Below are 25267 nucleotides of genomic sequence, written 5' to 3'. Positions count from 1 at the left end.
GAGGAGGTCCTTCGTTCGGTTCGAGCAGGACTCCGGCCGGGGTGCCGGCCGAGCGCTCGGAATCGATGGCGTGCTGCAGGATCACCACGGCGGCGACCTGGTCGATCACGGCTCGGGAGCCGCGGGTGGTGCGTCCGGAGCGGTGCAGGGCGCTCTGAGCGGTGACCGTCGACAGCCGCTCGTCGACGAGCCGCACCGGAGCGGTGGGCACCGCCTCGGCGAGCAGTCGAGCGAATCCGCGCGCGTCCTCCGTCGAGGCCGTCTCGGCCCCCGACAGCGACAACGGCAGTCCGACGATGATCGCCTGGGCATCGTACTCGGCGGCGAGGTGCGCGATCCGGGAGACGTCCGAGGATCCGCCGTCAGTGCCCGCCCGCGCGACCGTCTCGACGGGCACCGCGAGCAGGCCGTCGGCGTCGCAGCGGGCGACCCCGATGCGGGCACGGCCCACATCGATGCCGAGCCGGACGCCGAACCGGCTCATTCAGCTGGTCGCTTCCTGCACCACGGCCTCGAGCGCCGCGCCGATGGCGGAGACGTCGGAGCCGCCGCCCTGGGCGAGGTCGTCCTTGCCGCCTCCGCCGCCTCCGAGGATCCCGGCGGCGCGCCTGGCGAGCGCACCCGCGCGGCGGCCCTGGTCGCGGGCGGCCTGGTTGGTGGCGACGATCACCGCGGGCTTGCCCGAGACGTCGGCGGCGAGCGCGACGACGGCCGGCTCCTGGCCGAGCCGCTCACGGACGGAGGTCACGAGGGAGCGCAGCTCGTCGGTCGATCCCGCGGTGCCGATGCTCTCGGCGACGACGGTCGTACCGCCCACCGTGCGACGGGTCGCGGCGAGGGCGGGCACCCGGTCGGCGAGGGCCTTGGCCTCGAACGCGGCGATCCGCTTCTCGGCGGCCTTGAGGCTCGCGACGAGCTCGCCGATCCGCTCGGGGAGCTGCTCGCGCGGGGTCCTCAGCGAGGACGAGATCGTGCTGACGAGGGCGCGCTCGGCGGCGAGCTCCTGGAAGGCCTCGCGGCCCACCAGCGACTCGACTCGGCGGTTGGTCGATCCGACCGAGGACTCGCTGACCAGGCTGATCACGCCGACCTCGGACGAGCGCCCGACATGGGTGCCCGCGCAGAGCTCGCGCGACCAGGGCCCGCCGATGTCGACCACGCGGACGACGTCGCCGTACTTCTCGCCGAAGAGGGCCATCGCGCCGAGCGCCTTCGCCTCGTCGATCGGGAGCTCGCGCGTGACGACCTCGAGGTTGTCCCGGATCGCCGTGTTGGCGATCTCCTCGATCTCGCTGCGGGTCTCGAGCGAGAGGGCCTGGTTCCACGAGAAGTCCAGGCGCAGGTAGCCCGCCTTGTTGTAGGAGCCGGACTGGTGCGCCTGCGGGCCGAGCACCTGGCGCAGCGCGGCGTGGATGAGATGGGTGCCCGAGTGCGCCTGCGTGGCGCCCCGGCGCCAGTCGCGGTCGACGACGGAGGTGGCGGCGTCGCCCACTCCGACCTCGCCGCTGGCGACCTGGACCTTGTGGCTGATGAGACCCTTGACGGGCTTCTGCACGTCGAGGACCTCGAGATCGAAGCCGGAGCCGACGATGCGGCCGGCGTCGGCCTCCTGGCCGCCCGACTCCGCATAGAGGCTGGTCGCCTCGAGGATCACCTCGGCGATGTCGCCCGCGACCGCCTTCGTGACGGAGTGCCCGCCGACGATGAGGCCGAGGATGCGCGTCTCGGTGTCGAGCACGTCGTAGCCGGTGAACAGCGTCTCGCCGTGGGCGCGGAAGTCGGCGTAGACCGAGAGATCGGCCAGCGCCGACTTCTTCGACTTCGCGTCGGCCTTCGCACGCGTGCGCTGCGCGGTCATGAGGGAGTCGAACGCCTCGCGGTCGACCGTCAGACCCGACTCCTCGGCGATCTCGAGGGTGAGGTCGATCGGGAACCCGAAGGTGTCGTGCAGGAGGAACGCGGTGTCGCCCGGCAGCGTCGGCGACTCGGCCTTCTTCGTCTTCAGGACCGCGAGGTCGAGGATCTCGGTGCCGGCCGCGAGGGTGCGCAGGAACGCCTCCTCCTCGCCGTAGGCGCTGGTCGAGAGGCGCTCGAACTCCGTGGACACCTCGGGGTAGGCCGACGCCATCGCGTCGCGCGAGGCGGCGAAGAGCTCGGGGAACGTCGCGGTGTCCACTCCGAGCAGGCGCATGGCGCGCACCGTGCGGCGCATCAGGCGGCGGAGGATGTAGCCGCGCCCCTCGTTGGACGGCGTCACGCCGTCCGACAGCAGCATCAGCGAGGAGCGCACGTGGTCGGCGATGACGCGCATGCGGACGTCGTCCTCGTGGACGGCTCCGTAGCGGCGGCCCGAGAGCTCGGCGGCGCGATCGAGGACCGGACGGACCTGGTCGATCTCGTACATGTTCTCGACGCCCTGCTTGAGGAAGGCGACGCGCTCGAGGCCCATGCCGGTGTCGATGTTCTTGCGCGGCAGCTCGCCGAGGATGTCGAAGTCGACCTTGCTCGTGCCCTCGCCGCGGAGGTACTGCATGAAGACGAGGTTCCAGATCTCGACGTAGCGGTCGTCGTCCGTCGCCGGGCCGCCGTCGATCCCGTAGGCGGGGCCGCGGTCGAAGAAGATCTCGGAGCAGGGGCCCGCGGGGCCGGGCTGGCCGGTCGACCAGTAGTTGGTGTCCTTGTCCAGGCGCTGGATGCGCTCGTCCGGCAGTCCCGCGATCGTCTTCCAGAGCGCGATCGCCTCGTCGTCGTCCTTGTAGACGGTGACCCAGAGGTCCTTCTCGTCGAAGCCCAGTCCCCCGTCGCTCTCGGCGCCGGTGAGCAGCTCCCAGGCGTAGCCGATCGCCCCCTCCTTGAAGTAGTCGCCGAAGGAGAAGTTGCCGTTCATCTGGAAGAAGGTGCCGTGACGAGGCGTCTTGCCGACCTCCTCGATGTCGTTGGTGCGGATGCACTTCTGCACGCTGGTGGCACGCGGGTAGGGCGCGGGGACCACTCCGGTGAGGTAGGGCACGAACGGCACCATGCCGGCGACGGTGAAGAGGAGGCTCGGGTCCTCGCTCACGAGGGAGGCGGAGGGGACCACGGTGTGGCCGCGGCTCCCGAAGAAGTCGAGCCAGCGGTTGCGGATGTCTGCGGTCTGCATGGGTTCCGTTACGGTTCGGTCGGTGACGACGCGGATGTCGGGCGGCGGGGCGTCAGCCCTCGCCGATGGCGGCCTTCAGTTCGGCCTCGCGCTGGTGGTAGCCCTCGGAGACGGCCTCGCCGAGCTCCTTCGCGGTGCGGTTGATGTCGGCGAAGAGCCGGGCGCCCGCCTCGGTGCGCGAGACCTGGTGGGCGACCGCGAATCCGAGGCCGATCCCGATGACGATCAGGAGGATGTTCTTCACGGGGTGTCCTTCCACAGCGGCGGGGCGGGCGCGACGGCGCGACGACCCGTTCGATTCTAGGGCGCGGGCGCGGCGCTACTTCGAGCGCGGGCGCTTCGTGCGCTTCGCGGCGGAGCGGCCGACCGCGGCTCCGGCCTTGTCGGCCGTCCGTCCGGCGACGAGCACGGCGCGGACTCCGGCGGTGAAGCCGGCGAGCTTGATGAGCGGACCGCCGACGGTCGCGGCCGTGAGGGCGACGAGCGCGTTGACGTTGCCGGTGACCTCGGCGACGTCCTTGGTGATCGTGTCCACCCGCGCGAGCTGGTGGTTGGCCTCGCGGAGGGTGGAGGCCGACTCGTCGAGGATCGGCGTCAGTCCGTCGCTGGCCTGCTTGATGGCCTCGCTCGTGCTGTCGAAGACGCGTCCGAGCTTCCAGAGCGGGACGGCGGTGATCGCCACCAGGATCGCGAACACCCCCGCGGCGATGAGCCCTGCGATGTCTCCACCGGTCACGGTGACCTCCGTTCGATGCCACCCAGCGCGGCACTCCAGCCTACCGACGGGCCGCGAAAGGGTCGGACGCGGGGACGGTGCTCGGCTCGGGCGCGACGGCCGGATCGGGCGCAGCGCGGGACTCTCGGAGCGCGGCGGGCACTCCGGATCGCGACCCCGGGAACGGGAAAGGCCCCGGTGCGGACACCGGGGCCTTTCTCTGCGGGGCTGGACTCAGCGGGCCGCGTAGTACTCGACGACGAGCTGCACTTCGCAGGTCACGGGGACCTCGGCGCGCTTCGGGCGGCGCAGGAGCGTCGCCTGCAGCTTGTCGATCTCGACCTCGAGGTAGCCCGGGGTCTTGGGGAGGACGTCGACGTGTCCACCGGCGGCGGCGACCTGGAAGGGCTCGGTGCCCTCGGAGCGGGTCTTGACGTGGATGACCTGGCCCGGCTTCACGCGGAAGGAGGGGCGGTCGACCGTCTTGCCGTCCACCATGATGTGGCGGTGGGTGACGAACTGGCGGGCCTGCGCGGTGGTACGGGCGAAGCCCGAGCGCAGGACGAGGGCGTCGAGGCGCATCTCGAGGAGCTCGACCAGGTTCTCACCGGTCAGGCCCTGGGTGCGGCGCGCCTCCTGGAAGGCGATGCGGAGCTGCTTCTCGCGGATGCCGTACTGGGCGCGCAGACGCTGCTTCTCACGCAGGCGGACCGCGTAGTCGGAGTCGGCCTTGCGCTTCGAGCGGCCGTGCTCGCCGGGCGCGTAGGGACGCTTCTCGAGGTAGCGGGCGGCCTTCGGGGTCAGGGGGATGCCGAGGGCGCGCGAGAGGCGCGTCTTCGAGCGGGTACGGGACGTGGTCGACACAGTGGTCCTTCCAAGGTCTGAGAGGTTCGGTCGCAGCTCTCGACCGCCGGCTCCGGAAGGAGGGCGGACGCCGCGGTCGTGTCCTCCGCGGGTGCGGGGGAAGGGTGACCGCAGTGGCGGGCTGCGCGATTCAGAGGGATGCGCTGCTCCGCTCGGCTACAGAGCGGTGGGCAACCTCGCAAGACTATCAGGCCACGGCCTCCCGTGCGGGTCGCGCGAGCTCGCGGTCGGCGCGGTCAGCCCCGGTCGCCGCGGATGATGCGCAGGAGCTTCGCCAGTCGTGCGGAGACGTCGCGCTCGTTGCCGTGCTCGGTGGGCCGGTAGTACCGCGCGCCCTGGAGCGGGTCCGGGAGGTACTGCTGCTCGAGGACGCCGAGGTCGGCGTCGTGCGGGTACCGGTAGCCCTTCCCGTGGCCGAGCTTCTTGGCGCCGGGGTAGTGCGCGTCGCGCAGGTGCGCCGGCACCCGGCCCGCGCGGCCAGCGCGCACGTCCGCGATGGCCGCGTCGATGGCGGAGTAGGACGCGTTCGACTTCGGGGCGGTCGCCAGGTGCACGACCGCCTGGGCGAGCGGGATGCGCCCCTCCGGCATGCCGATGAACTGCACGGCGTCGGCCGCGGCGATCGCGACGACGAGCGCCTGCGGGTCGGCCATGCCGATGTCCTCGGACGCGGAGACGATGATGCGGCGGGCGATGAACCGCGGATCCTCCCCCGCCTCGATCATCCGGGCCAGGTAGTGCAGCGCCGCGTCGACGTCCGAGCCCCGGATGGACTTGATGAAGGCGCTGATGACGTCGTAGTGCTCGTCGCCGTTGCGGTCGTAGCGCAGCAGGGCTCGGTCGACGGCGCGCGCGACGACCTCGGTCGTGATCACGGGGAGCGCGGGCTCCTCGGCGGCGGCCTCGACGGGAGCGCCCTCGTCGTCCTCGTCCTCCTCGTCCGGGTCCTCCGCGGCGGCGGCGCGGGCGGCCCGGTCGGCCTCGCGGGCCTCCGAGCGGGCGGAGGTGGCGGCGGCCTCGAGCGCGGTCAGCGCCCGCCGGGCGTCTCCGGAGGCGAGCCGCACGATGCTCGCCCGGGCCTCCTCCTCCAGCGTCACCGAGTCGCGCAGACCCCGCTCGTCGTGCAGGGCGCGGTCGACCAGGACGCCCAGGTCGTCGTCGCTGAGCGGCTCGAGGGTCAGCAGGAGCGAGCGCGAGAGCAGCGGCGCGATCACCGAGAACGAGGGGTTCTCGGTCGTGGCCGCGATGAGGATGACCCACCCGTTCTCGACCCCGGGCAGCAGTGCGTCCTGCTGCGCCTTGGTGAAGCGGTGGATCTCGTCGAGGAAGAGCACGGTGGACGTGCCGTAGAGGTCGCGGGTGGAGAGCGCCTCCTCCATCACCTGCCGCACGTCCTTCACGCCCGCCGTGACGGCGGAGAGCTCGACGAAGCGGCGGCCGCTGGAGTGGGCCACCGCCTGCGCGAGCGTGGTCTTGCCCGTGCCGGGAGGGCCCCAGAGGATCACGGACACCGCTCCCCGCTCCCCCGTCGTGTCGGCGGCGAGGGCGACCAGGGGCGAGCCGGGCGTCAGGAGGTGGCGCTGGCCGGCGACCTCCTCGAGGCTGCGCGGCCGCATCCGCACGGCGAGCGGAGTCGCCCCGGAGCGGAGTCCGGCCTGCTGCATGGTCATGCCCCCAGCGTAACGACGGCCTCCGACAGAGCCCCGGCCCGACTGCCCGGCGCGACGGAGCGGCGTTTGTCGCGCCTCCGGCGGTTCTCGTAGGCTCGACGCGGCCTGCGTGCGCGGGCCGCCGCGCCGAAGCCGCGCGGACGAGGACGTCGGAGGAACACGTGGCCCAGGGCAAGTCGAACGACCGCGAGGCGCGCACCCGGCTCCGGGCCTACCAGGCCCGTCAGAGCCTCCACCGCTCGAGGCAGAAGCGGCGCGTGCGCGACAACGTGATCGCGGCGATCGCCGCCGTCGTCGTGATCGGGCTCGCGGTCTTCGCCCAGATCCTCTACTTCTCCGGCGGCCCCGGCACCCCGGTCGCCGAGCCGACCTCCTCCTCCTCCGCGACCCCGACGCCCGAGGCGACGGGGGCGAACACCGGCGACGTCCCCTCCTCCGACATCGCCGAGGGCCGCGACTGGACGGGCACGCTCACGATCGGCGAGGACCCGCTGGGCATCACGCTCGCCGGCGCCGCTGCCCCGCAGGCGGTGTCCTCCTTCATCTCGCTGACGCAGTCCGGCTTCTACGACGGCGTCTCCTGCCACCGCCTCACCACGGAGGGCCTCTACGTCCTCCAGTGCGGCGACCCGGACGGCGACGGCACCGGCGGCCCCGGCTACAGCTACGGTCCCGTCGAGAACGCGCCCGAGGACGGCGTCTACCCGGCCGGGACCATCGCGATGGCCCGCCAGGGCGGCAACGGCTACAGCCAGGGAAGCCAGTTCTTCGTCGTCTACCAGGACACGACCCTGCCCGCCGACGCGGCCGGCGGGTACACCGTGCTCGGGCAGGTCACCTCGGGACTCGACGCCCTCGTCAGCGACGTCGTGTCGAAGGGCACGGCCGACGGATCGGGTGACGGCGCCCCCGCCGAGCCCGTGACCATCACCTCCGTCTCCGTCCAGTAGCCGCACCCGCGGCGTCGTCACGGTCCGCCCGCGCGGGGAGTGCAATAGGCTTGTCGTCACTGCCCGTTCGCGGCCGAGCGCGGTCTTCGGCCCTCCGGCCGTCGAGCCCCACCGGCCGACGACGCGACGGGCACCGAGAAGCACGACATCGAACAGCAAGGTGAGGCTCCGAGCGATGAGTGACCAGCAGCCGTGGGGACGGGTCGGCGACGACGGGACGGTCTACGTCCGCGTCGGCGACGGGGAGCGAGAGGTCGGCCAGTACCCCGATGCGACTCCCGAGGAGGCGCTCGCCTACTACGAGCGCAAGTACACGGAGCTCGCCGGGCAGGTCTCCCTGCTCGAGCAGCGCGCCAAGCGGGGCGCGCCCGCCGGAGACGTCGCCCGCACGGTGCAGTCGCTGTCCGCGGCCATCGCGCAGGCGAACGCCGTCGGCGACCTCGAGTCGCTGCAGACCCGGGTCGACGCGCTGAGCGGCTCCGTCGAGGATCTGACCGAGCAGCAGGCGGCCGAGTCGAAGGCCGCGCTGTCCGAGGCCCTCGCCCACCGCGAGGCCATCGTCGCCGAGGCCGAGGCCCTGGCGGCGGTCGACCCGGCGAAGACGCAGTGGAAGCAGGCCAGCGCCGCGATCGACGACCTCTTCGCCCGCTGGCAGAACCACCAGCAGCAGGGCCCGCGCCTTCCCAAGAACGACGCGAACGAGCTGTGGCGCCGGTTCCGCGGAGCGCGCACCACGATCGAGCAGAACCGCAAGGCGTTCTTCGCCGACCTCGACTCCGCGCACCGCGAGGCCAAGCAGGCCAAGCAGGCGCTCATCGACCAGGCCGAGGCGCTGGTGCCGCAGGGCGCCGATGCCATCCCGGACTACCGCGCGCTCCTGGAGCGCTGGCGGGTCGCAGGCCGCGCAGGCAAGCGGTTCGACGACGCGCTCTGGGCGCGCTTCAAGGCCGCCGGCGACGCGATCTACGGCGCCAAGGCCGAGATCGTCGCGCAGGAGAGCGTCGAGTACACCGAGAACCTCGACCTCAAGCTCGCCCTCCTCGAGGAGGCGGAGCCGCTCCTGCAGGAGCAGGACCGCGAGAAGGCCAAGCGGGTGCTGCTCTCGATCCAGGAGCGCTGGGACGCCGTCGGCCGCGTGCCGCGCGAGCAGGTGCGCACCGTCGAGGACCGCCTCCGCAAGGTCGAGGCGCACGTCCGCAAGCTCGACGAGGAGCACTGGAACCGCAGCAACCCGGAGCGCAAGGCCCGCTCCGAGGGTCTCGCCTCGCAGCTGACCGCCGCGATCCAGAAGCTCCAGGACGAGCTCGACGAGGCGAAGGCGCGCGGCGACCGCGACGCGATCGCCCAGGCTCAGGAGGCGCTCGACGCCCGCAAGGTCTGGCTCGACGCGATCGGCTAGACCCGCGCCGGCGGATCCCTCCACAGATCCGCTCGCGACGCTCCGGAGGGGAGGCGCATCGGCCAGCATGGCCGGATGCGCCTCCCCTCCGTGCTCCTCCCCGGGCACCTCCCTCTCGCGGAGCTGTGCGCCGCCCGCCTCGACGGCGAGCTGGTCGCGCTCGACGAGGGCTTCCTCGTCGCGGACCTGCCCCTGGGGGCGTCCGAGCGGGCCGCCTCCCTGCGCTCGTTGCTCCCCCGCGGCGCCGTCGCCGATCGTCTTTCCGCGGCATGGGTGCACGGGGCGACGCACGGCCCGCCGCCGGTGCACAGCGCCTCGATCGACCGGCGGAAGCGCCGACAGGCGCCGTCGAACCCCCGCCTGCGCTGCCACGAGGTCCTGCTCGACGAGGACGACGTCGTCCTCCTCGGCGGCGCGCCGGTCACGTCGCCTGCTCGCACGCTGATCGACCTCGCCCGGACGGAGGACGCGGGCGCGATCCTCCGGGCGCTCTCTCGGAGCACCCGGACCGGCCTCGACGCCGTCCTCGCAAGGCTGGAGGAGGGCAGCGCCGTCGCCGGACGGAGGATCGTCGGACGACGGCTGCGGGCGGCGCTCGGCGAGGCGCCGCCCGGGGATCAGCCCGCGTTCACCCGGTAGACGTCGTAGACGGCGTCGATCCGGCGCACGGCGTTCAGCACGCGGTCCAGGTGGGTGGTGTCGCCCATCTCGAAGACGAACCGGCTGATCGCCAGCCGGTCGCTCGAGGTCGAGACCGTCGCCGAGAGGATGTTGACGTGGTGCTCCGAGAGCACGCGCGTCACGTCGCTCAGCAGGCCCGAGCGGTCCAGCGCCTCGACCTGGATCTGCACGAGGAAGATGCTCTTGGAGGACGGCGCCCACTCGACGTCGACGATCCGCTCCGGTTCCTTCAGCAGCTCCTGCACGTTGTGGCAGTTCGCCTGGTGCACGGAGACGCCGGCTCCCCGTGTCACGAATCCGACGATCTGATCGCCCGGAACCGGAGTGCAGCACTTCGCGAGCTTCACGAGGATGTCCGGCGCGCCCTTCACGAGGACGCCCGACTCGCTGCTCCGGCTCCGCGGCCGGGGCGAGCGCGGGAGGGTGACCTCGTTCTCGTCCGACTCCGGATCGCCCTGGATGGAGGAGACGACCTTCTCGAGCACCGACTGGGTCGAGACGTGGCCCTCGCCGACGGCCGCGTAGAGCGCCTCGACGTCGTTGTAGCGCAGCTGGCTGGCCACCTCGGTGAAGGTGTCCTGGCTCATCAGCTTCTGCAGCGGCAGGTTCTGCTTCCGCATCGCCCGGGCGATGGAGTCCTTGCCCTGCTCGATCGCCTCGTCGCGCCGCTCCTTGGTGAACCACTGCCGGATCTTGTTGCGGGCCCGGGGGCTCTGCACGAAGTGGAGCCAGTCCTGGCTCGGTCCCGAGTCGGGGTTCTTCGAGGTGAAGACCTCGACCACGTCGCCCGTCGTCAGAGCCGACTCCAGCGGCACGAGGCGCCCGTTGACCTTGGCGCCCATCGTCCTGTGCCCGACCTCGGTGTGCACCGCGTAGGCGAAGTCGACCGGGGTCGCACCGGTCGGCAGGCCGATCACGCGTCCCTTCGGGGTGAAGACGTAGACCTCCTTGGCGCCGATCTCGAAGCGGAGGGAGTCGAGGAACTCGTTCGGGTCGGTGGTCTCCGACTGCCAGTCCGAGAGGTGCGCGAGCCAGGCGAGGTCGGTGTCGTTCGATCCGGAGGTGGGCACCTTGCCGGTGGCCATCTGCTCCTTGTACTTCCAGTGCGCCGCGATGCCGAACTCCGCGTGCTGGTGCATCTCGTTGGTGCGGATCTGGATCTCGACCGCGCGGCCCTTCGGCCCGACGACCGTCGTGTGCAGCGACTGGTAGAGGTTGAACTTCGGAGTGGCGATGTAGTCCTTGAACCGGCCCGGCATCGGCGTCCAGCGGGCGTGGATCGAGCCGAGCACGGCGTAGCAGTCGCGCACCGAGTTCACGAGGACGCGGATGCCGACCAGGTCGTAGATCTCGTCGAACTCGCGACCGCGGACGACCATCTTCTGGTAGATCGAGTAGTACTGCTTCGGCCGGCCGACGACGCGACCGCGGATCCGCCCGGCCCGCAGGTCCTCGCTGATCAGGTCGATGACGTTCTGCACGAACTCCTCGCGCTGCGGCGTCCGCCGCTTCACCAGGCTCTCGATCTCGTTGTATATCTTGGGGTAGAGCACCGCGAAGGACAGGTCCTCGAGCTCCCACTTGATGGCCTGGATGCCGAGGCGGTGCGCCAGCGGCGCGTAGATCTCGAGGGTCTCGGTGGCCTTGCGGGCCGCGGACTCGGCGGGGACGAAGCCCCAGGTCCGCGCGTTGTGAAGGCGGTCGGCGAGCTTGATGATCAGGACGCGGATGTCCTTCGACATCGCCACGATCATCTTGCGGACGGTCTCGGCCTGCGCGCTGTCGCCGTACTTGACCTTGTCGAGCTTGGTGACGCCGTCGACGAGCATCGCGACCTCGTCGCCGAAGTCCGCGCGGAGCTCGTCGAGCTGGTAGTCGGTGTCCTCGACGGTGTCGTGCAGCAGCGCGGCGGCGATAGTCTTCGAGCCGATGCCGAGGTCGGCGAGGATCTGCGCGACGGCCAGCGGATGCGTGATGTAGGGCTCGCCGCTGCGGCGCTTCTGGTTCGCGTGCGCCCGCTCCGCGACCGAGTACGCGCGCTCGATGAGCGCGATGTCGCTCTTGGGGTGGTGCATCCGGACGGTGCGGACGAGGGTGTCGACAGCACCGGAGGGCTGCGCGCGCGAGAAGATCCGCGGGACCAGTCTGCGCAGGGCAGCGGTCGAGGACGTCGTCGTCGTTTCCGTCACGCGAGGATCTCCATCGCCCCATTATCGCCCGTGCGGACGGTGCCGATGACCGTTCCGCCCGGGGCGGACGGCGCCGGCGTCAGCCGATGCGTCCCGGGCGCCCCTCGCCGTCGACCACGTCGCCGCCCGCCGCGGCCCAGGCGGTCATGCCGGCGTCGACGTTGGCGACCTCGTAGCCGGCGCCGTCGAGGGCCTGCGTCACCATCGCGGAGCGGACTCCGGAGTGGCAGACCACCAGGATCGCCGTGTCGGCCGGGAGCTCGTCCTGCCGGGCGCCGATCTCCCCCATCGGGATGTGGTGGGCGGCCGGAGCATGCCCCGCAGCCCACTCGTGCGGCTCCCGGACATCGAGCAGCCAGACCTCGTCGCGCGCGACGAGCCCGACGGCGTCGGCCGCGGTGACCTGTGCATAGTCGGCCACGGCTCAGCCCTGCACGGCCGGCGCGGCCGGCGCGGTCGCCTTCGCCCGGGCCGACTCCACGCGCTTGTCGTGCTTGGATATCTCGGGCTCCCGGCTGCGCAGCTGGGCGTACAGCGGCGCCGCGACGAAGATCGTCGAGTACGTGCCGACGATGATGCCGATCAGCAGGGCGAGGGAGATGTCGCGGAGAGTGCCCGCGCCGAGGACGAACGCGCCGATCACGAGGATCGCGGCCACCGGGAGGGCGGCGACGATCGAGGTGTTGATGGAGCGCACGAGAGTCTGGTTCTCGGCCAGGTTCACCGTCTCGGAGAAGGTGCGGGTCGTGCTGCCGAGCGCCTCCACGGTGTTCTCGCGGATCTTGTCGAAGACCACGACCGTGTCGTAGAGCGAGTAGCCGAGGATCGTCAGCAGTCCGATCACCGCCGCCGGCGACACCTCGGTGCCGGTGATGCCGTAGACGCCCGCCACGATCACGAGGTCGTGCAGGAGCGCGACGATCGCCGCGAGCGACATCTTCCAGGTGCGGAAGTACGCCCACATGGCCAGGGCCGCGAGGACCACGAAGATCACCAGGCCGCGCAGGGCCTGCTGGGTCACGTCGTTGCCCCACGCCGCTCCGATGAAGGAGGAGGCGACCTGGTCGGTGGGCACGTCGTACGCCTCCGACAGGGCGTTCCGCACCGCGGTCGACTCGTCGGTCGAGAGCTGGCCGGTCTGCACGCGGATGGAGTCGTCGCCGACGACGGACACGCGCGGCACGGTCTCCGGAGCGACCGAGGTCACCGCGTCCGTCGCCGTCGCCTGCTCGAGACTCGACGGCGAGGACACCGTGAACTGCGAGCCGCCGGTGAACTCGATGCCGAAGTTGAAGCCGCCGCGGGCGACCGTCCCGAGCAGCGTGATCAGGATCAGGGCGAGCGAGACGAGGTACCACGTGCGGCGCCGGCCGACGAAGTCGATCGATCGCGCACCGGTGTAGAGGTCGTTTCCGAACTGCGAGAAGCTGGCCATCACGCGTCCTTCCCGTTCGAGTCGTTGGAGTCGCGCAGGCCGGCCGCCTCGGCGGCCTTCCGCTCGGCGATGGTCTGGCGCTTGGCCGCCTCACGGGACGCGGAGGCGCGCTTGCCGGCGACCACCTGGTCCTGCGGACGGAAGGCGGCACGGCCGCGGTAGACGGCCCCGAGCGCCCGGGGATCCAGGCCCGAGGCCTTGTGCCCCTCGGCGAAGAACGGTCTCGTGGCCATCAGCTGCAGGATCGGGTGGGTGAACAGCGCCACCACGATCAGGTCGATGATCGTCGTGATCCCGAGGGTGAGCGCGAAGCCGCGGACACTGCCGACGGCGAGGAGGAAGAGGACCACCGCGGCGAGCAGGTTCACCATGTCGGACGCGAAGATGGTGCGCAGCGCGCGCCGCCAGCCGGACTCGACGGCGGACTCGAGGCCGCGTCCGTCGCGCAGCTCGTCGCGGATGCGCTCGAAGTACACGATGAACGAGTCGGCCGTGATGCCGATCGCGACGATGAGACCCGCGACTCCTGCGAGCGAGAGGCGCAGTCCCTCCCGCCAGGACAGCAGCGTGACGACGAGGTAGGTGACGATCGCCGCGACGAGCAGCGAGGCGATCGTGACGGCTCCGAGCACGCGGTACTGCGCGATGGAGTAGACGATGACGAGGATCAGGCCGATGAGGCCGGCGAGCAGGCCGCTGGCGAGCTGGGCGGAGCCGAGCGTCGCCGAGATGCTGTCCGAGCTCTGGACCTGGAAGCCGATCGGCAGCGCGCCGTACTTGAGCTGGTCGGCGAGCGTCTTCGACGACTCCTGGGTGAAGGAGCCCGAGATCTGCGCGTTGCCGTCCGTGATGGCGGCGTTCGTCGACGGGGCCGAGATGACCCGGCCGTCGAGGACGATCGCGAACTGGTTCTGCGCACCCTGCAGCGCCACGAGGCGCGAGGTCACGTCGCCGAAGGCCTGCGTGCCCTGGTCGTCGAACGAGAGGTTGACGGCCCAGGTGCCGGTGCTGGCGCCGGAGGAGGTCGTCATCAGGCCGTTCGAGGCGTCCGAGATGTCCTCGCCGGTGATCTCCACCGGGCCGAGGACGTACTTCACCGTCCCGCTGTCGTCGCAGGTGATGAGCGGCTGGTCGGCCGGGGCGAGGTTCGGGTCCTGGCCGTTGAGGAACGCGCAGTCGAACGAGGTGTACTGGGCCTCGAGCGCCGGCGTGAGGTAGGCGAGGTCGCTCGCGTTCGTCGGCGAGGCGGTCGGCTCCGTCGAGAGCGACGGGTCGACGGGCGTCGGCGTGGGCGAGGACGTCGCGTCGCCGCCGACCGAGCTGTTGGTGGCCTGGCTCGCGACGAGGACCGGGCGGAAGTCGAGCTTCGCCGAGGCCTCGATGCGCTGGAGCGTCTCGTCGTCGGGCGTGCCCGGGATCGAGACGACGATGTTGCTCGAGCCCTGGGTCGTGATCTCGGCCTCGGAGACGCCGGACGCGTCGATGCGCTGGCGGATGATCGAGACGGCCTGCGTCAGCTGCTCCGACGAGACGGTGTCGCCGTCGTTCAGCTGCGGCTGCAGGACGATCTGCGTGCCGCCCTCGAGGTCGAGGGCGAGCTTCGGCGTCCAGGAGCCGCCGCCCCAGAGGACGGCCGCCGTATTGAGTCCGACGAGAGCGAGGATCAGGACACCGAGCCAGCTCAGGGAGCGGCGGGCCTTCCGGACGGGGGTTGATGCGGCCACCCAGGGCTCAGCTTTCTCTTCGGTCGACGGTGATCGGCCCGGGGACGCCCGGGCGTGGAGAAGGGCGGGCGGGCGCCGATGCGCCCGGCCCGCCCAGGAGACTACTGCGCGTCGGGGCGGCGGTCGCGCTCGACCGGGTCCACCAGCGGGTCGCGGTGCGCCGAGTCGCGCTCGCCGAACTCGGGCGAGCCGGTCGCGGTCAGCGGGTCGGCCTCGTCCTCGGTCTCGACGACGACGGCGTTCTCGCTCGGGTCGATGAGCCGGGCGATCGCCTGACGGTGGATGGTCAGCAGCGTGCCGGGGGTCGACTCGATGACGATCTTGTTCGCCTCGTCGTCGATCGACACGACGGTGCCGAAGAGGCCGGAGCCGGTCATGAGCTCCACCCCCGGCTGGAGGTTGTTCTTCATGCTCTCCGCGTCGCGCTGGCGCTTCTTGTTGTTGCGGAACATGAAGATGATCATCACGGCGAGCAGCAGGACGAGCAGGATGATCGTCGGATCCATGGGTGGGCCTTCCGGAGTGGATGGGCGATCCGCCGCGCGGCCTCAGGTCGAGGCGGAGCGGATCGAGCGGCCCGTCGGGCCTAGAGAATCATAGATCATCGGGGAACAGGGGCGGCTGAGCCGCCGTCCCCCGGGGGTCGATGCCGAAGTGGCGGTAGGCGGCGGGGGTCGCCACGCGGCCGCGCGGCGTCCGGGTCAGCAATCCGATCCGCACGAGGAACGGCTCGACGACGGCCTCGACCGTCTCCGCCTCCTCCCCCACCGACACGGCGAGGGTGTTCAGGCCGACCGGCCCGCCGTCGAAGCGGGTCAGCACGATCTCCATCACCGCGCGGTCGAGCCGGTCGAGTCCGAGCGCGTCGACGTCGTAGAGCTCCAGCGCCGCGCGGACGGCGGTCACGTCGGCCCGTCCGCCGTGGACCAGGGCGAAGTCCCGCACCCGCCGGAGCAGGCGGTTGGCGATGCGCGGGGTGCCGCGGCAGCGGCCGGCGATCTCGGCGATCGCGTCCGCGTCGATGTCGAGCTCGAGCAGCCGTGCCGCCCGGGCGAGCACCTGCCGCAGCTCGTCCTCCGCGTAGAACTCGAGGTGCGCGGTGAAGCCGAAGCGGTCGCGGAGCGGATTGGGCAGCAGGCCGGAGCGGGTCGTGGCGCCGACGAGCGTGAACGGGGCGAGATCCAGCGGGACGGACGTCGCTCCCGCCCCCTTGCCGACCATGATGTCGATCCGGAAGTCCTCCATCGCGAGGTAGAGCATCTCCTCCGCGGAGCGCGCCATGCGGTGGATCTCGTCGATGAAGAGGATCTCGCCGGGCAGCAGCGAGGAGAGGACGGCGGCGAGGTCGCCCGCGTGCTGGATCGCGGGGCCGCTGGAGAGCCGCAGGGGCGAGGAGCTCTCCTCCGCCACGATCATCGCGAGGGTCGTCTTGCCGAGCCCGGGCGGGCCCGCGAGCAGGATGTGGTCGGGGGTCCGGCCCTGCATGGCCGCGGCCTTGAGCAGCAGCTCGAGCTGGCCGCGCACCTTGCGCTGGCCGACGAACTCGCTGAGGTTCCTGGGGCGCAGTGCACCCTCGAAGGCGACCTCGGCCTCCGAGGCGACCTCGGCGCCCAGCACCTCGTCGCTCACGAGCGGGCCGCCGGACCGAGGCGGGCGAGGGCGAGCCGGAGCAGCGCCTGCACGTTCGCGGCGTCGGAGGCCTGCGCGTCGAGCAGGATCTCGTCGACCACATCGGCCGCGGTGCGCTCGGGCCACCCCAGGCCGACGAGCGCCGCGAGCACGTTCTGCGCGGCGGTGGCGGCGGGACCGGAGCCGCGGGCGGCGCGCGGACGGACGGTCACCTTGCCTGCGAGGGACAGGATGATCAGCTTGGCCGTCTTCGGGCCGATGCCGCTGACCTTCCGGAACACCCCGTCGTCCTCGTCGGCGACCGCCTGCGCGATCCGGTCCGGCTCGACCGCGCCGAGAACGCCGAGGGCGGACTTCGGGCCGACGCCGGTCACGCCGATCAGCAGCTCGAAGATCTCGAGCTGCTCCTCGTCGGGGAAGCCGTAGAGGGTGAGCGAGTCCTCGCGGACGACGAGCACGGTGCTGACCGTGGTCTCGTCACCGACGCGCATCTCGAGCGCGTGCTGCGGGGTCACGTTCACCGCGTAGCCGACGCCGTGGACGTCGAGGACGGCGAGGCTCCCGCGGGCGGAGAGGACGGTGCCGCGGAGGGAGGAGATCACCGCGTCAGTCTAGATGCTCGAACAGGCGTTCGACTCGCGGCCTCGGCGGCGCGCCACGCCCGCTGCGCTGCTGTGCCGCCCGCCGCTCCGTCGGCACCGGCTCCCGCCGACCCGGAGGACGGCGCGAGAGGCGCCCGCCAGGCGTGGCAGACGGCCAGGGCGAGGGCGTCGGCCGCGTCGGCCGGCCGCGGCGGGGCGTCGAGCCGGAGGACGCGCTGGATCATCGCGGTGACCTGGCGCTTGTCCGCGGCTCCGTAGCCGGTGACGGCGGCCTTCACCTCGCTCGGCGTGTGCATCCCGACCGGGAGCCCGCGCCGGGCCGCCGCGACGAGGGCGACGCCGCTGATCTGCGCGATGCCCATCACGGTGCTGACGTTGTTCTGCGCGAAGACCCGCTCGATCGCGACGGCGTCGGGGCGGTGCTCGTCGAGCAGCGCCTCGAGTCCGTCGCCCAGGGCCAGCAGGCGGCGCTCCAGCGCGTTGTCGGGCGGTGTCCGGAGGACCGTCACGTGCACGAGGGTCGCGCGGCGATCGCGCGAGACGTCGACGATGCCGACGCCGCAGCGGGTGAGCCCGGGGTCGATCCCGAGGACGCGCATCAGGCCGCCCTCCAGGATCGGGCCGAACTCACCGCGTCACTCCTCGTTCTCGAGCTCGGCGCGCACCTCTGCCGTGATGTCGAGGTTGGTGTAGACGTTCTGCACGTCGTCCGAGTCCTCGAGCGCGTCGATCAGGCGGAAGACCTTGCGAGCCGTCTCGGCGTCGGCCTCGACCTGGAGGGAGGCGACGAACTCGATGTCGGCGGAGTCGTAGTCGATGCCCGCCTCCTGCAGGGCCGAGCGGGCCGGGACGAGCTCGCTCGGCTCGACGCGGACCTCGAAGCTCTCGCCGTGGTCGAGCACGTCGTCGACACCGAAGTCGAGGACCGCGCCGAGCACGTCGTCCTCGGTGACGCTCTCTCCGTGGGGCACGGAGATGACGCCCTTGCGCGCGAAGTTGTAGGCGACGCTGCCCGGGTCGGCCATGGTGCCGCCGTTGCGGGTCATCGCGGTGCGGACGTCCGCCGCGGCGCGGTTCTTGTTGTCGGTGAGGCACTCGACGAGCAGGGCGATGCCGTTGGGGCCGTAGGCCTCGTACATGATCGTCGTGTAGTCGATGACCTCGCCGGTGAGGCCGGCGCCGCGCTTGATCGCGCGGTCGATGTTGTCGTTCGGCACCGAGGTCTTCTTCGCCTTCTGCACGGCGTCGACGAGCGTCGGGTTGCCGGAGAGGTCGGCGCCGCCGATCTTGGCGGCCACCTCGATGTTCTTGATCAGCTTGGCGAAGGACTTCGCGCGGCGCGAGTCCTTGATCGCCTTCTGGTGCTTGGTCGTGGCCCACTTGGAATGCCCGGACACGGTGCTCCCTCGGAAATCTCGTTGCGTGCGGCCCCCGAGGGCGCCGCTGATGGCAGGGGCCAGTCTATTCGAGAGCCGGTCCGCGCCCGTCTCGGCCCGAGCACCGAGCCTTCCGCGCCCGTCTCGCCACAAGCACAGCCGAACCAGTGATCCGCGTGCCAGCGGATCGCTGTAGGCGAACGCGACCCGCTCCACCCACCCCGCCAACTCCGAAAGCCGACCGCGGCGAGCCGGGCAGGGACCGGCTCGCCACAAGCACAGCCGAACCAGTGATCCGCGTGCCAGCGGATCGCTGTAGGCGGAAGCGACCCGCTCCACCCACCCCCGCCATCTCCGGAAGCCGACCGCGGCGAGCCGGGCAGGGACCGGCTCGCTATCTGATCAGCCGCGACAGCAGCCGGTCGGCGAGGATCCTGCCGTCGGTCTGGCAGGTGGGGCAGTACTGGAGCGTGGAGTCGTGGAAGACCACCTGGCGGATCGTGTCGCCGCAGACGGGGCACGCCTCTCCTGTGCGGCCGTGGACGCGCATGCCGAGCTTCTTCTCGCGCTTGAGGTCGGCCGCGTGCAGGCCCTCGGCGCGGGCGAGCGCCTCCTCGAGTGTGTAGCGGAGGGCCGCGTAGAGGCGGTCCAGCTCGTCGGCGGTGAGCGCGGCGGGCTTGAAGGGCGACATGCGCGCCACGTGGAGGATCTCGTCGGAGTAGGCGTTGCCGATGCCGGCGATGCGGGACTGGTCGCGGAGGACGCCCTTCACCTGCGCCCGGCCCGCCGTGGCGAGGATCGCGCCGAGGATCTCCTCGGTGAACTCCGGGTCCAGCGGATCGGGACCCAGCCGGGCGACGCCCGGGACGTCGAGCGGATCGGCGACGATCGAGAGCGCGAGGCTCTTCTTGGTGCCGGCCTCCGTCACGTCGAATCCCGACCCGTCGTCGAGGACCAGCCGGGCGGCGAGCGGGCCCCGGCCGGGCTTCGCCGGAGCCGTCGGCCGGTCGGGCCGCCAGCGGACCCAGCCGGCGCGGGCGAGGTGCAGGAGGACGTGGGCCTCGCCGACTGCGAGGTCGAGGAACTTGCCGTGCCGCGACACTCCGTGGACGGTCTCGCCGGAGAGAGCCGACGGCGGGATGGCCACGGTCTTGAGGGCGGAGATCGCGAACACGTCGAGCCGCTCGAGGACGCGTCCGCCCAGGCGCGCGTCGAGATCGAGAGCGAGGGCCTGGACCTCGGGGAGTTCGGGCATGCGACCACCCTGGCCCGCGGGTCCCGCACCGTCCACCCCTGGCGGAGGGGGCGGCAGCGGGTCAGTCGCCGAAGCGCGTCGCCGCGACCTTCCGCAGGAACAGCTCGTGGAACCGGTAGTCGCCGGTGATCTCGGGGTGGAACGCCGTACCGAGGAGGTTGCCCTGCTCGACCGCGACCACCCGCCCGTCGGCGACGCTGGCGAGCGCGGTCGCCCGCTCCCCCAGCTCCTCCACGACCGGTGCGCGGATGAAGACCGCGTGCACCGGCGGATCGCCGATGGCCGGCACGTCGAGATCGGTCTCGAAGGAGTCGAGCTGGTTGCCGAACGCGTTCCTCCGAACCGACACGTCCAGGCCGCCGAAGCTGCTCTGGCCGTCGATGCGGTCGAGGACCCGGTCGGCGAGCATGATCAGCCCGGCGCAGGTCCCGTAGACGGGCATCCCCGCCCCGATCGCCTCGACGACCGGCTCCGCGAGGCCGAAGAGGCGCGACAGCTTGTCCATCACCGTGGACTCGCCGCCCGGGATGACCAGCCCCGCGACGGCGGCCAGCTCCTCCGGGCGGCGCACCAGCACCACCTCGGCGCCCAGCTCGCGCAGGACGTGCGCGTGCTCGCGGAAGTCGCCCTGCAGCGCGAGGACGCCGACGCGGAGCCCCTCGAGGGACTCCCGCGTCGGTCCTGCGCCGGCGAGCGGCGCGTCGGCGCTACCAGCCACGCTCGGCGAGGCGGTGCGGCGCGGGCACGTCGGCCACGTTGATGCCGACCATCGCCTCACCCAGGCCGCGCGAGGCCTCCGCGACGACCTTCGCGTCGTCGAAGAAGGTGGTCGCCTTCACGATCGCGGCCGCGCGCTTGGCGGGCTCGCCCGACTTGAAGACGCCGGAGCCGACGAACACGCCGTCGGCGCCCAGCTGCATCATCAGCGCCGCGTCGGCCGGGGTCGCGACCCCGCCGGCGGTGAAGAGGACGACGGGGAGCTTGCCGGTCCGGGCGATCTCGACGACCAGGTCGTAGGGGGCCTGCAGATCCTTGGCGGCGACGTAGAGCTCGTCCTTGGTCATCGCCTTCAGGCGGTTGACCTCGCCGGAGATCGTGCGGATGTGCTTGGTCGCCTCGGAGACGTCGCCGGTGCCGGCCTCGCCCTTCGAGCGGATCATCGCTGCGCCCTCGGTGATGCGGCGCAGCGCCTCGCCCAGGTTGGTCGCTCCGCAGACGAAGGGGACGGTGAAGTTCCACTTGTCGATGTGGTTCACGTAGTCGGCGGGCGAGAGGACCTCGGACTCGTCGATGTAGTCGACGCCGAGCTCCTGCAGGATCTGCGCCTCGACGAAGTGGCCGATGCGCGCCTTCGCCATGACGGGGATCGACACGGCGGAGACGATGCCGTCGATCAGGTCGGGGTCGCTCATGCGTGCGACGCCGCCCTGCGAGCGGATGTCGGCGGGGACGCGCTCGAGCGCCATGACGGCGACCGCGCCGGCGTCCTCCGCGATGCGGGCCTGATCGGCGTCGACGACGTCCATGATGACGCCGCCCTTGAGCATCTCGGCGAGACCGCGCTTGACGCGGCTCGAGCCGAACTGCTCGGGAGCGGACGAGGACGGAGTGGTGGTGTCGGTCATGTTCGCGAGTCCTGTTCTGTGCGGCGACTTCCGCCGACGGCAGCTCCGAGTCTACGAGACGGCGCCCGCCGTCCGCGGCGCTGGACAGGGGGCCGGGCGGCGGTCTAGAGGCTCGGCCAGGCCGCCGCGAGGCTCGCCCGCACGTCGCCGAGCAGCTGCGGGAGCGCCTTCGTGCGGGCGATGATCGGGAAGAAGTTCGCGTCGGTCGCCCAGCGCGGAACCACGTGCTGGTGCAGGTGCGCGGCGATCCCCGCTCCCGCGACCGCGCCCTGGTTCATCCCGAGGTTGAAGCCGTCGTTGTTCGAGACCGAGCGGACGACGCGCATGGCCGTCTGCGTGAGCGCTCCGATCTCGGCCACTTCCTCGGGAGTGGCCTCGTCGTAGAGCGGGATGTGCCGGTACGGGCAGACCAGGAGGTGGCCGGAGTTGTACGGGAACAGGTTCAGCAGGACGTAGGCGTGCTCCCCGCGGGCGACGATGAGGGCCTCCTCGTCGCTCAGCGTCGGCGCCACGCAGAAGGGGCAGTCGTCGGCTCCGGGCTGCCCCTTCTGGATGTAGACCATCCGGTGCGGCGTCCACAGGCGCTGGAACTCGTCGGGAACCCCGGCGAGGTGCGCCGAGCCCTCCGCTCCCTCGGGCACGTAGCCGTCGCTCACGCTCAGACCTGCGCCTTCGAGGCGACGGCCTCGCGGATGCGCGCGACGGCGTCGGCGACCGGGATCCCGTTCTCCTGCGTGCCGTCGCGGAAGCGGAAGCTGACGGCTCCGGCGTCGCGGTCCTTCTCCCCCACGATCATCTGGAAGGGCACCTTCTGCAGCGTGGCGTTGCGGATCTTCTTCTGCATCCGGTCGCTGGAGTAGTCGATCTCGGCGCGGATGCCCGACCTCTTGAGCTCGCCGACGACCTCCTCGAGGTAGGTCAGGTACTCGTCGGCGATCGGGATGCCCACGACCTGGACCGGCGACAGCCAGACCGGGAACGCCCCGGCGTAGTGCTCGGTGAGGATCGCGAAGAAGCGCTCGATGGAGCCGAAGAGCGCGCGGTGGATCATCACGGGCCGCTTCTTCGAGCCGTCCGAGGCCGTGTACTCGAGCTCGAAGCGCTCGGGCTGGTTGAAGTCGAGCTGGATGGTCGACATCTGCCAGGTGCGGCCGATGGCGTCGCGCGCCTGCACCGAGATCTTCGGACCGTAGAACGCCGCTCCTCCCGGATCCGGCACCAGCTCGAGACCGGAGGCGACGGCGACCGCGCGCAGCGACTCGATCGCCTCCTCCCACTGCTCGGGCGCACCGACGAACTTCGGGTTGCCCTCCTCGTTCGTGGACAACTCGAGGTAGAAGTCGTCGAGGCCGTAGTCGCGCAGCACCTGCAGCACGAACTCGAGGTTGCGGGTCAGCTCGGCCGACACGTCCTCCTGCGCGACGTAGATGTGGGCGTCGTCCTGGGTCAGGCCGCGCACGCGGGTGAGGCCCTGCAGGGTGCCGCTCTTCTCGTAGCGGTACACGGTGCCGAACTCGGCCAGGCGCAGCGGGAGCTCGCGGTAGCTGCGGCCGCGCGAGCGGAAGATCAGGTTGTGGAACGGGCAGTTCATGGGCTTGAGGTAGTAGTCCTGGCCCTGGCGGGTGACGTTGCCGTCCTCGTCCTGCAGCTCGTCGAGGTGCATCGGGGGGAACATCCCCTCGGAGTACCACTGCAGGTGCCCGCTCGTGAGGAACAGGTCGCCCTTGGTGATGTGCGGCGTGTAGACGAGCTCGTAGTCGTGGGCGAGCAGCTGCTCGCGCATGTACTGCTCGATCTCGTAGCGGATGATCCCGCCCTTGGGGTGGAAGACCGCGAGGCCGGAGCCGATCTCGTCCGGGAAGGAGAACAGGTCGAGCTCGTGGCCGAGCTTGCGGTGGTCGCGGCGCGCCGCCTCCTCGAGGCGGGCCTGGTGCTCGCGCAGCTCGTCCTTCGTGGGCCACGCGGTGCCGTAGACGCGCTGCAGCTGCGGGTTCTTCTCCGAGCCGCGCCAGTAGGCGGCAGCGTTGCGGGTCAGGGCGTAGCCGTTGCCGATCATGCGGGTGTTGGGCAGGTGCGGGCCGCGGCAGAGGTCCTTCCAGACCGTCTCGCCGGAACGCGGGTCGACGTTGTCGTAGATGGTGAGCTCGGCGCCGCCGACCTCGACGCTCTCGTGCTCGGCTCCCCCGCCCTTGATCCCGATCAGCTCGAGCTTGTAGGGCTCGCCGGCGAGCTCGGCGCGCGCCTCCTCCTCGGAGACGACGCGGCGCACGAACCGCTGGCCCTGGCGGACGATGCGGTCCATCGCCTTCTCGAGCGCCTTCATCGCCTCGGGCGTGAAGGGCTCCTCGACGTCGAAGTCGTAGTAGAAGCCGTCGGTGACGGGCGGGCCGATGCCCAGCTTCGCCTCCGGGTTGATCTGCTGCACCGCCTGTGCAAGCACGTGGGCCGCGGAGTGGCGGAGGATGTTCAGCCCGTCCGGCGAGGAGATGAGCACCGGCTCGATGCGGTCGCCCGGCACGACGTCGGCGGCGAGGTCCTTGAGCTCCCCGTTGACGCGGATCGCGACCACGGCCCGGTCGGTGAAGTGCGTGAATCCCGTGCCCGCCTCGGTGACGACCGAGTGGGACTCGTTCTCTGCGGGATTCGACGGTTCGTTCGACACGTGCGGGTACTCCTCGGGCTCGGTTGACCCCTCGACTGTAGTCGGCGGCGGCCTCTACCCGAGCGCGTCGCGCACGCGGGCGTCGAGCGCGCGCAGAGCGGAGGCGAGCTCGTCCCAGTCGGCGCCGGGGAGCACGAGCGAGCTGCGCTCGAGCTGGTGCAGGAGGACCTCCTCCAGGCCGGGCGGCAGGGAGTCCACGGCGAGCGCCCCCTCGAGTGCGGCGAGCACGGCGACGACGGCCACCGCGTCGCGTGCCGCGAGTCTGCGTGCGCTGATCTCCATGTGTCTCCGTCCGTGTCGTCCGACCCCGTCATCCTGCCGACAGGACGTGCCCCGGAGAGGGGCGCGGGGGCGACCGGTGCGCAATCCGTCCAGGTGGCATCCTGGTCCGATGGGTGCCGGTCCTGCGCTGCAGCGCTTCACGCGCTCCGGGGCCGACCTGGAGGAGGCGCGGCGCTTCTACTCGGACGGCTACGGCGGGTCGGGATTCCGGACGGAACCGGTCGAGCGGCCCTTCTCCTTCCGCTACGACGTGTCCGGGAGCGAGGGCGTGAGCCTGCGGACGTCTGTGTTCCGGGGCTCCGTGTCCGGGGGGCTGCGTCCGGCGGGCGAGTACGTCGTCTCGTGGTTCCTCTCCGGCACGAGCGTGGTGGACCCGGAGGGCGATCGGATCGTCCACCTGCCGGGGCGGCCGGTCGTGTTCCCCAGCGCGCGTCCCTTCGAGTTCGTCAGCCGCGACTTCCAGCAGCGGCTCGTGCACGTGGCCGCCGGCCTCCTCGAGCAGGTCGCGTCCGAGGCCGGCGACGGCGTGCCGCTGCCGCTCGTCTTCGACCACCGCTCGATCGCCTCCGCGTCGGCACTCCCGGGCTGGTGGCGGGCGGTCGACGACTTCGCGGGCGTCCTCCGGTCGGGCCGCGAGGCGACAGCGCTGCAGCTCGTGGCGGCCGAGCGCGGCGTCGCTCTGCACCTGCTCGCGACCTTCGCGCACCGGCCGGTCGTCGTTCCGGCGCAGGTGCTGCGGCCGGGGCTCGAGCACCTGTTGCGTGCCGCCGAGTTCCTGCACGCGTTCGCCGCGTCGCCCGTCACCGTGTCCGACATCGCGACAGCGGCGGGGCTCACTCCGCGGGCGCTGCAGGCCGCGTTCCGGAGGCACTTCGGCGACACTCCGCTCGGCTACCTGCGCGGCGTGCGTCTCGACCGGGCGCGCGTCGAGCTGCGCGAGGGCGCTCCGGGCGAGGAGACCGTGCGCGCCGTCTCCGCGCGCTGGGGCTTCCTCAACCAGGGCCGCTTCTCGGGGGCGTACCACCGCCGCTTCGGCGAGTACCCGGTGGAGACTCTGCGCCGCTGAC

At 71.6% G+C, this 25267-nt stretch carries 24 protein-coding genes and 1 pseudogene; 4 read left to right on the top strand and 21 right to left on the bottom strand.

What is annotated here, in order from left to right:
- Nucleotides 1-10: 10 nt before the first annotated feature.
- The 6 genes and pseudogenes from ruvX to C5B98_RS07120 all read right to left on the bottom strand — a co-directional run.
- Nucleotides 11-484, bottom strand: a pseudogene (ruvX, locus tag C5B98_RS07145) (Holliday junction resolvase RuvX); the annotation flags it as partial.
- Nucleotides 485-3142 carry an alanine--tRNA ligase gene (gene alaS, locus C5B98_RS07140; RefSeq protein ID WP_104327531.1) on the bottom strand — a complete coding sequence of 886 codons (2658 nt, stop codon included), beginning with the start codon at nt 3140-3142 and terminating at the stop codon, nt 485-487.
- 52 nt (nt 3143-3194) lie between these two features.
- A complete protein-coding gene (locus C5B98_RS07135) occupies nt 3195-3386 on the bottom strand; it encodes a hypothetical protein (protein WP_104225329.1) in 192 nt (63 codons plus the stop codon).
- 75 nt (nt 3387-3461) lie between these two features.
- Complete coding sequence (locus C5B98_RS07130) at nt 3462-3878, bottom strand: DUF948 domain-containing protein (RefSeq protein ID WP_104224759.1); 417 nt, start codon at nt 3876-3878, stop codon at nt 3462-3464.
- 213 nt (nt 3879-4091) lie between these two features.
- Nucleotides 4092-4721: a 30S ribosomal protein S4 gene (gene rpsD, locus C5B98_RS07125; RefSeq protein WP_068210518.1), complete on the bottom strand. Its 630-nt coding sequence runs from the start codon at nt 4719-4721 to the stop codon at nt 4092-4094.
- A gap of 236 nt (nt 4722-4957) precedes the next feature.
- Nucleotides 4958-6391, bottom strand: coding sequence for a replication-associated recombination protein A (locus C5B98_RS07120; protein ID WP_104246774.1), 1434 nt, complete (start codon nt 6389-6391; stop codon nt 4958-4960).
- Between the two features lie 161 nt (nt 6392-6552).
- Between C5B98_RS07120 and C5B98_RS07115 the strand changes: the two genes are divergently transcribed.
- From C5B98_RS07115 to C5B98_RS07105, 3 genes are all read left to right on the top strand, one after another.
- Entirely contained in the window at nt 6553-7341 is a 789-nt protein-coding gene (locus C5B98_RS07115) for a peptidylprolyl isomerase (RefSeq protein ID WP_104327530.1), read from the top strand.
- Between the two features lie 175 nt (nt 7342-7516).
- Nucleotides 7517-8740 (top strand): DUF349 domain-containing protein, encoded by a 1224-nt coding sequence (locus tag C5B98_RS07110; RefSeq protein ID WP_104233314.1) that lies wholly within the window; start codon nt 7517-7519, stop codon nt 8738-8740.
- Nucleotides 8741-8815: 75 nt separating this feature from the next.
- Nucleotides 8816-9379 (top strand): type IV toxin-antitoxin system AbiEi family antitoxin, encoded by a 564-nt coding sequence (locus tag C5B98_RS07105; protein ID WP_104225333.1) that lies wholly within the window; start codon nt 8816-8818, stop codon nt 9377-9379.
- Here C5B98_RS07105 and C5B98_RS07100 read toward each other — a convergent pair.
- The 15 genes from C5B98_RS07100 to C5B98_RS07030 form a co-directional block, all read right to left on the bottom strand.
- The gene (locus C5B98_RS07100) at nt 9358-11610 is read right to left on the bottom strand and encodes a bifunctional (p)ppGpp synthetase/guanosine-3',5'-bis(diphosphate) 3'-pyrophosphohydrolase (RefSeq protein WP_104225334.1); all 2253 of its coding nucleotides are present in this window, start codon (nt 11608-11610) and stop codon (nt 9358-9360) included. The genes C5B98_RS07105 and C5B98_RS07100 overlap by 22 nt on opposite strands.
- Nucleotides 11611-11689: 79 nt before the next feature.
- A complete protein-coding gene (locus tag C5B98_RS07095; protein ID WP_104327529.1) occupies nt 11690-12031 on the bottom strand; it encodes a rhodanese-like domain-containing protein in 342 nt (113 codons plus the stop codon).
- Nucleotides 12032-12034: 3 nt separating this feature from the next.
- On the bottom strand, nt 12035-13045 hold the full coding sequence (gene secF / locus C5B98_RS07090; RefSeq protein WP_104327528.1) for a protein translocase subunit SecF: 1011 nt from the start codon (nt 13043-13045) through the stop codon (nt 12035-12037).
- Nucleotides 13045-14769 (bottom strand): protein translocase subunit SecD, encoded by a 1725-nt coding sequence (secD, locus tag C5B98_RS07085; protein WP_104261519.1) that lies wholly within the window; start codon nt 14767-14769, stop codon nt 13045-13047. Before secD ends, secF begins: the two co-directional genes overlap by 1 nt.
- 101 nt (nt 14770-14870) lie before the next feature.
- Complete coding sequence (yajC, locus tag C5B98_RS07080) at nt 14871-15275, bottom strand: preprotein translocase subunit YajC (RefSeq protein WP_104233318.1); 405 nt, start codon at nt 15273-15275, stop codon at nt 14871-14873.
- Nucleotides 15276-15363: 88 nt separating this feature from the next.
- A complete protein-coding gene (ruvB, locus tag C5B98_RS07075) occupies nt 15364-16398 on the bottom strand; it encodes a Holliday junction branch migration DNA helicase RuvB (protein WP_104224769.1) in 1035 nt (344 codons plus the stop codon).
- The gene (ruvA, locus tag C5B98_RS07070; protein ID WP_104225337.1) at nt 16395-17000 is read right to left on the bottom strand and encodes a Holliday junction branch migration protein RuvA; all 606 of its coding nucleotides are present in this window, start codon (nt 16998-17000) and stop codon (nt 16395-16397) included. Before ruvA ends, ruvB begins: the two co-directional genes overlap by 4 nt.
- Entirely contained in the window at nt 16997-17599 is a 603-nt protein-coding gene (gene ruvC / locus C5B98_RS07065) for a crossover junction endodeoxyribonuclease RuvC (RefSeq protein ID WP_104257325.1), read from the bottom strand. Before ruvC ends, ruvA begins: the two co-directional genes overlap by 4 nt.
- A gap of 36 nt (nt 17600-17635) precedes the next feature.
- Complete coding sequence (locus tag C5B98_RS07060) at nt 17636-18397, bottom strand: YebC/PmpR family DNA-binding transcriptional regulator (RefSeq protein ID WP_104224772.1); 762 nt, start codon at nt 18395-18397, stop codon at nt 17636-17638.
- 373 nt (nt 18398-18770) lie between these two features.
- Complete coding sequence (locus C5B98_RS07055) at nt 18771-19631, bottom strand: Fpg/Nei family DNA glycosylase (protein WP_104327527.1); 861 nt, start codon at nt 19629-19631, stop codon at nt 18771-18773.
- Between the two features lie 61 nt (nt 19632-19692).
- On the bottom strand, nt 19693-20265 hold the full coding sequence (pdxT, locus tag C5B98_RS07050; RefSeq protein ID WP_374953051.1) for a pyridoxal 5'-phosphate synthase glutaminase subunit PdxT: 573 nt from the start codon (nt 20263-20265) through the stop codon (nt 19693-19695).
- Between the two features lie 73 nt (nt 20266-20338).
- Nucleotides 20339-21256, bottom strand: coding sequence for a pyridoxal 5'-phosphate synthase lyase subunit PdxS (pdxS, locus tag C5B98_RS07045; RefSeq protein ID WP_104327526.1), 918 nt, complete (start codon nt 21254-21256; stop codon nt 20339-20341).
- A 104-nt stretch (nt 21257-21360) separates the two neighbouring features.
- Nucleotides 21361-21912 carry an HIT domain-containing protein gene (locus C5B98_RS07040; protein ID WP_258061501.1) on the bottom strand — a complete coding sequence of 184 codons (552 nt, stop codon included), beginning with the start codon at nt 21910-21912 and terminating at the stop codon, nt 21361-21363.
- 2 nt (nt 21913-21914) lie between these two features.
- A complete protein-coding gene (gene thrS / locus C5B98_RS07035; protein ID WP_258063459.1) occupies nt 21915-23825 on the bottom strand; it encodes a threonine--tRNA ligase in 1911 nt (636 codons plus the stop codon).
- 147 nt (nt 23826-23972) lie between these two features.
- Nucleotides 23973-24200: a hypothetical protein gene (locus tag C5B98_RS07030; protein ID WP_104327524.1), complete on the bottom strand. Its 228-nt coding sequence runs from the start codon at nt 24198-24200 to the stop codon at nt 23973-23975.
- Between the two features lie 109 nt (nt 24201-24309).
- Between C5B98_RS07030 and C5B98_RS07025 the strand changes: the two genes are divergently transcribed.
- Nucleotides 24310-25266, top strand: coding sequence for an AraC family transcriptional regulator (locus tag C5B98_RS07025; RefSeq protein WP_104327523.1), 957 nt, complete (start codon nt 24310-24312; stop codon nt 25264-25266).
- Nucleotide 25267: the final 1 nt, after the last annotated feature.

Source organism: Rathayibacter sp. AY1A5 (assembly GCF_002930875.1).
Lineage (GTDB): Bacteria > Actinomycetota > Actinomycetes > Actinomycetales > Microbacteriaceae > Rathayibacter.
This window is presented reverse-complemented; position numbering and strand designations above follow the sequence as displayed.

Bases quoted from the DNA above. Each gene is read 5' to 3' on its own strand.
- alaS (WP_104327531.1), bottom strand. From the start codon at position 3,142: ATGCAGACCGCAGACATCCGCAACCGCTGGCTCGACTTCTTCGGGAGC.
- C5B98_RS07120 (WP_104246774.1), bottom strand. From the start codon at position 6,391: ATGACCATGCAGCAGGCCGGACTCCGCTCCGGGGCGACTCCGCTCGCC.
- C5B98_RS07110 (WP_104233314.1), top strand. From the start codon at position 7,517: ATGAGTGACCAGCAGCCGTGGGGACGGGTCGGCGACGACGGGACGGTC.
- C5B98_RS07105 (WP_104225333.1), top strand. From the start codon at position 8,816: ATGCGCCTCCCCTCCGTGCTCCTCCCCGGGCACCTCCCTCTCGCGGAG.
- secF (WP_104327528.1), bottom strand. From the start codon at position 13,045: ATGGCCAGCTTCTCGCAGTTCGGAAACGACCTCTACACCGGTGCGCGA.
- yajC (WP_104233318.1), bottom strand. From the start codon at position 15,275: ATGGATCCGACGATCATCCTGCTCGTCCTGCTGCTCGCCGTGATGATC.
- ruvC (WP_104257325.1), bottom strand. From the start codon at position 17,599: ATGCGCGTCCTCGGGATCGACCCCGGGCTCACCCGCTGCGGCGTCGGC.
- C5B98_RS07055 (WP_104327527.1), bottom strand. From the start codon at position 19,631: ATGCCCGAACTCCCCGAGGTCCAGGCCCTCGCTCTCGATCTCGACGCG.
- pdxS (WP_104327526.1), bottom strand. From the start codon at position 21,256: ATGACCGACACCACCACTCCGTCCTCGTCCGCTCCCGAGCAGTTCGGC.
- C5B98_RS07030 (WP_104327524.1), bottom strand. From the start codon at position 24,200: ATGGAGATCAGCGCACGCAGACTCGCGGCACGCGACGCGGTGGCCGTC.
- C5B98_RS07025 (WP_104327523.1), top strand. From the start codon at position 24,310: ATGGGTGCCGGTCCTGCGCTGCAGCGCTTCACGCGCTCCGGGGCCGAC.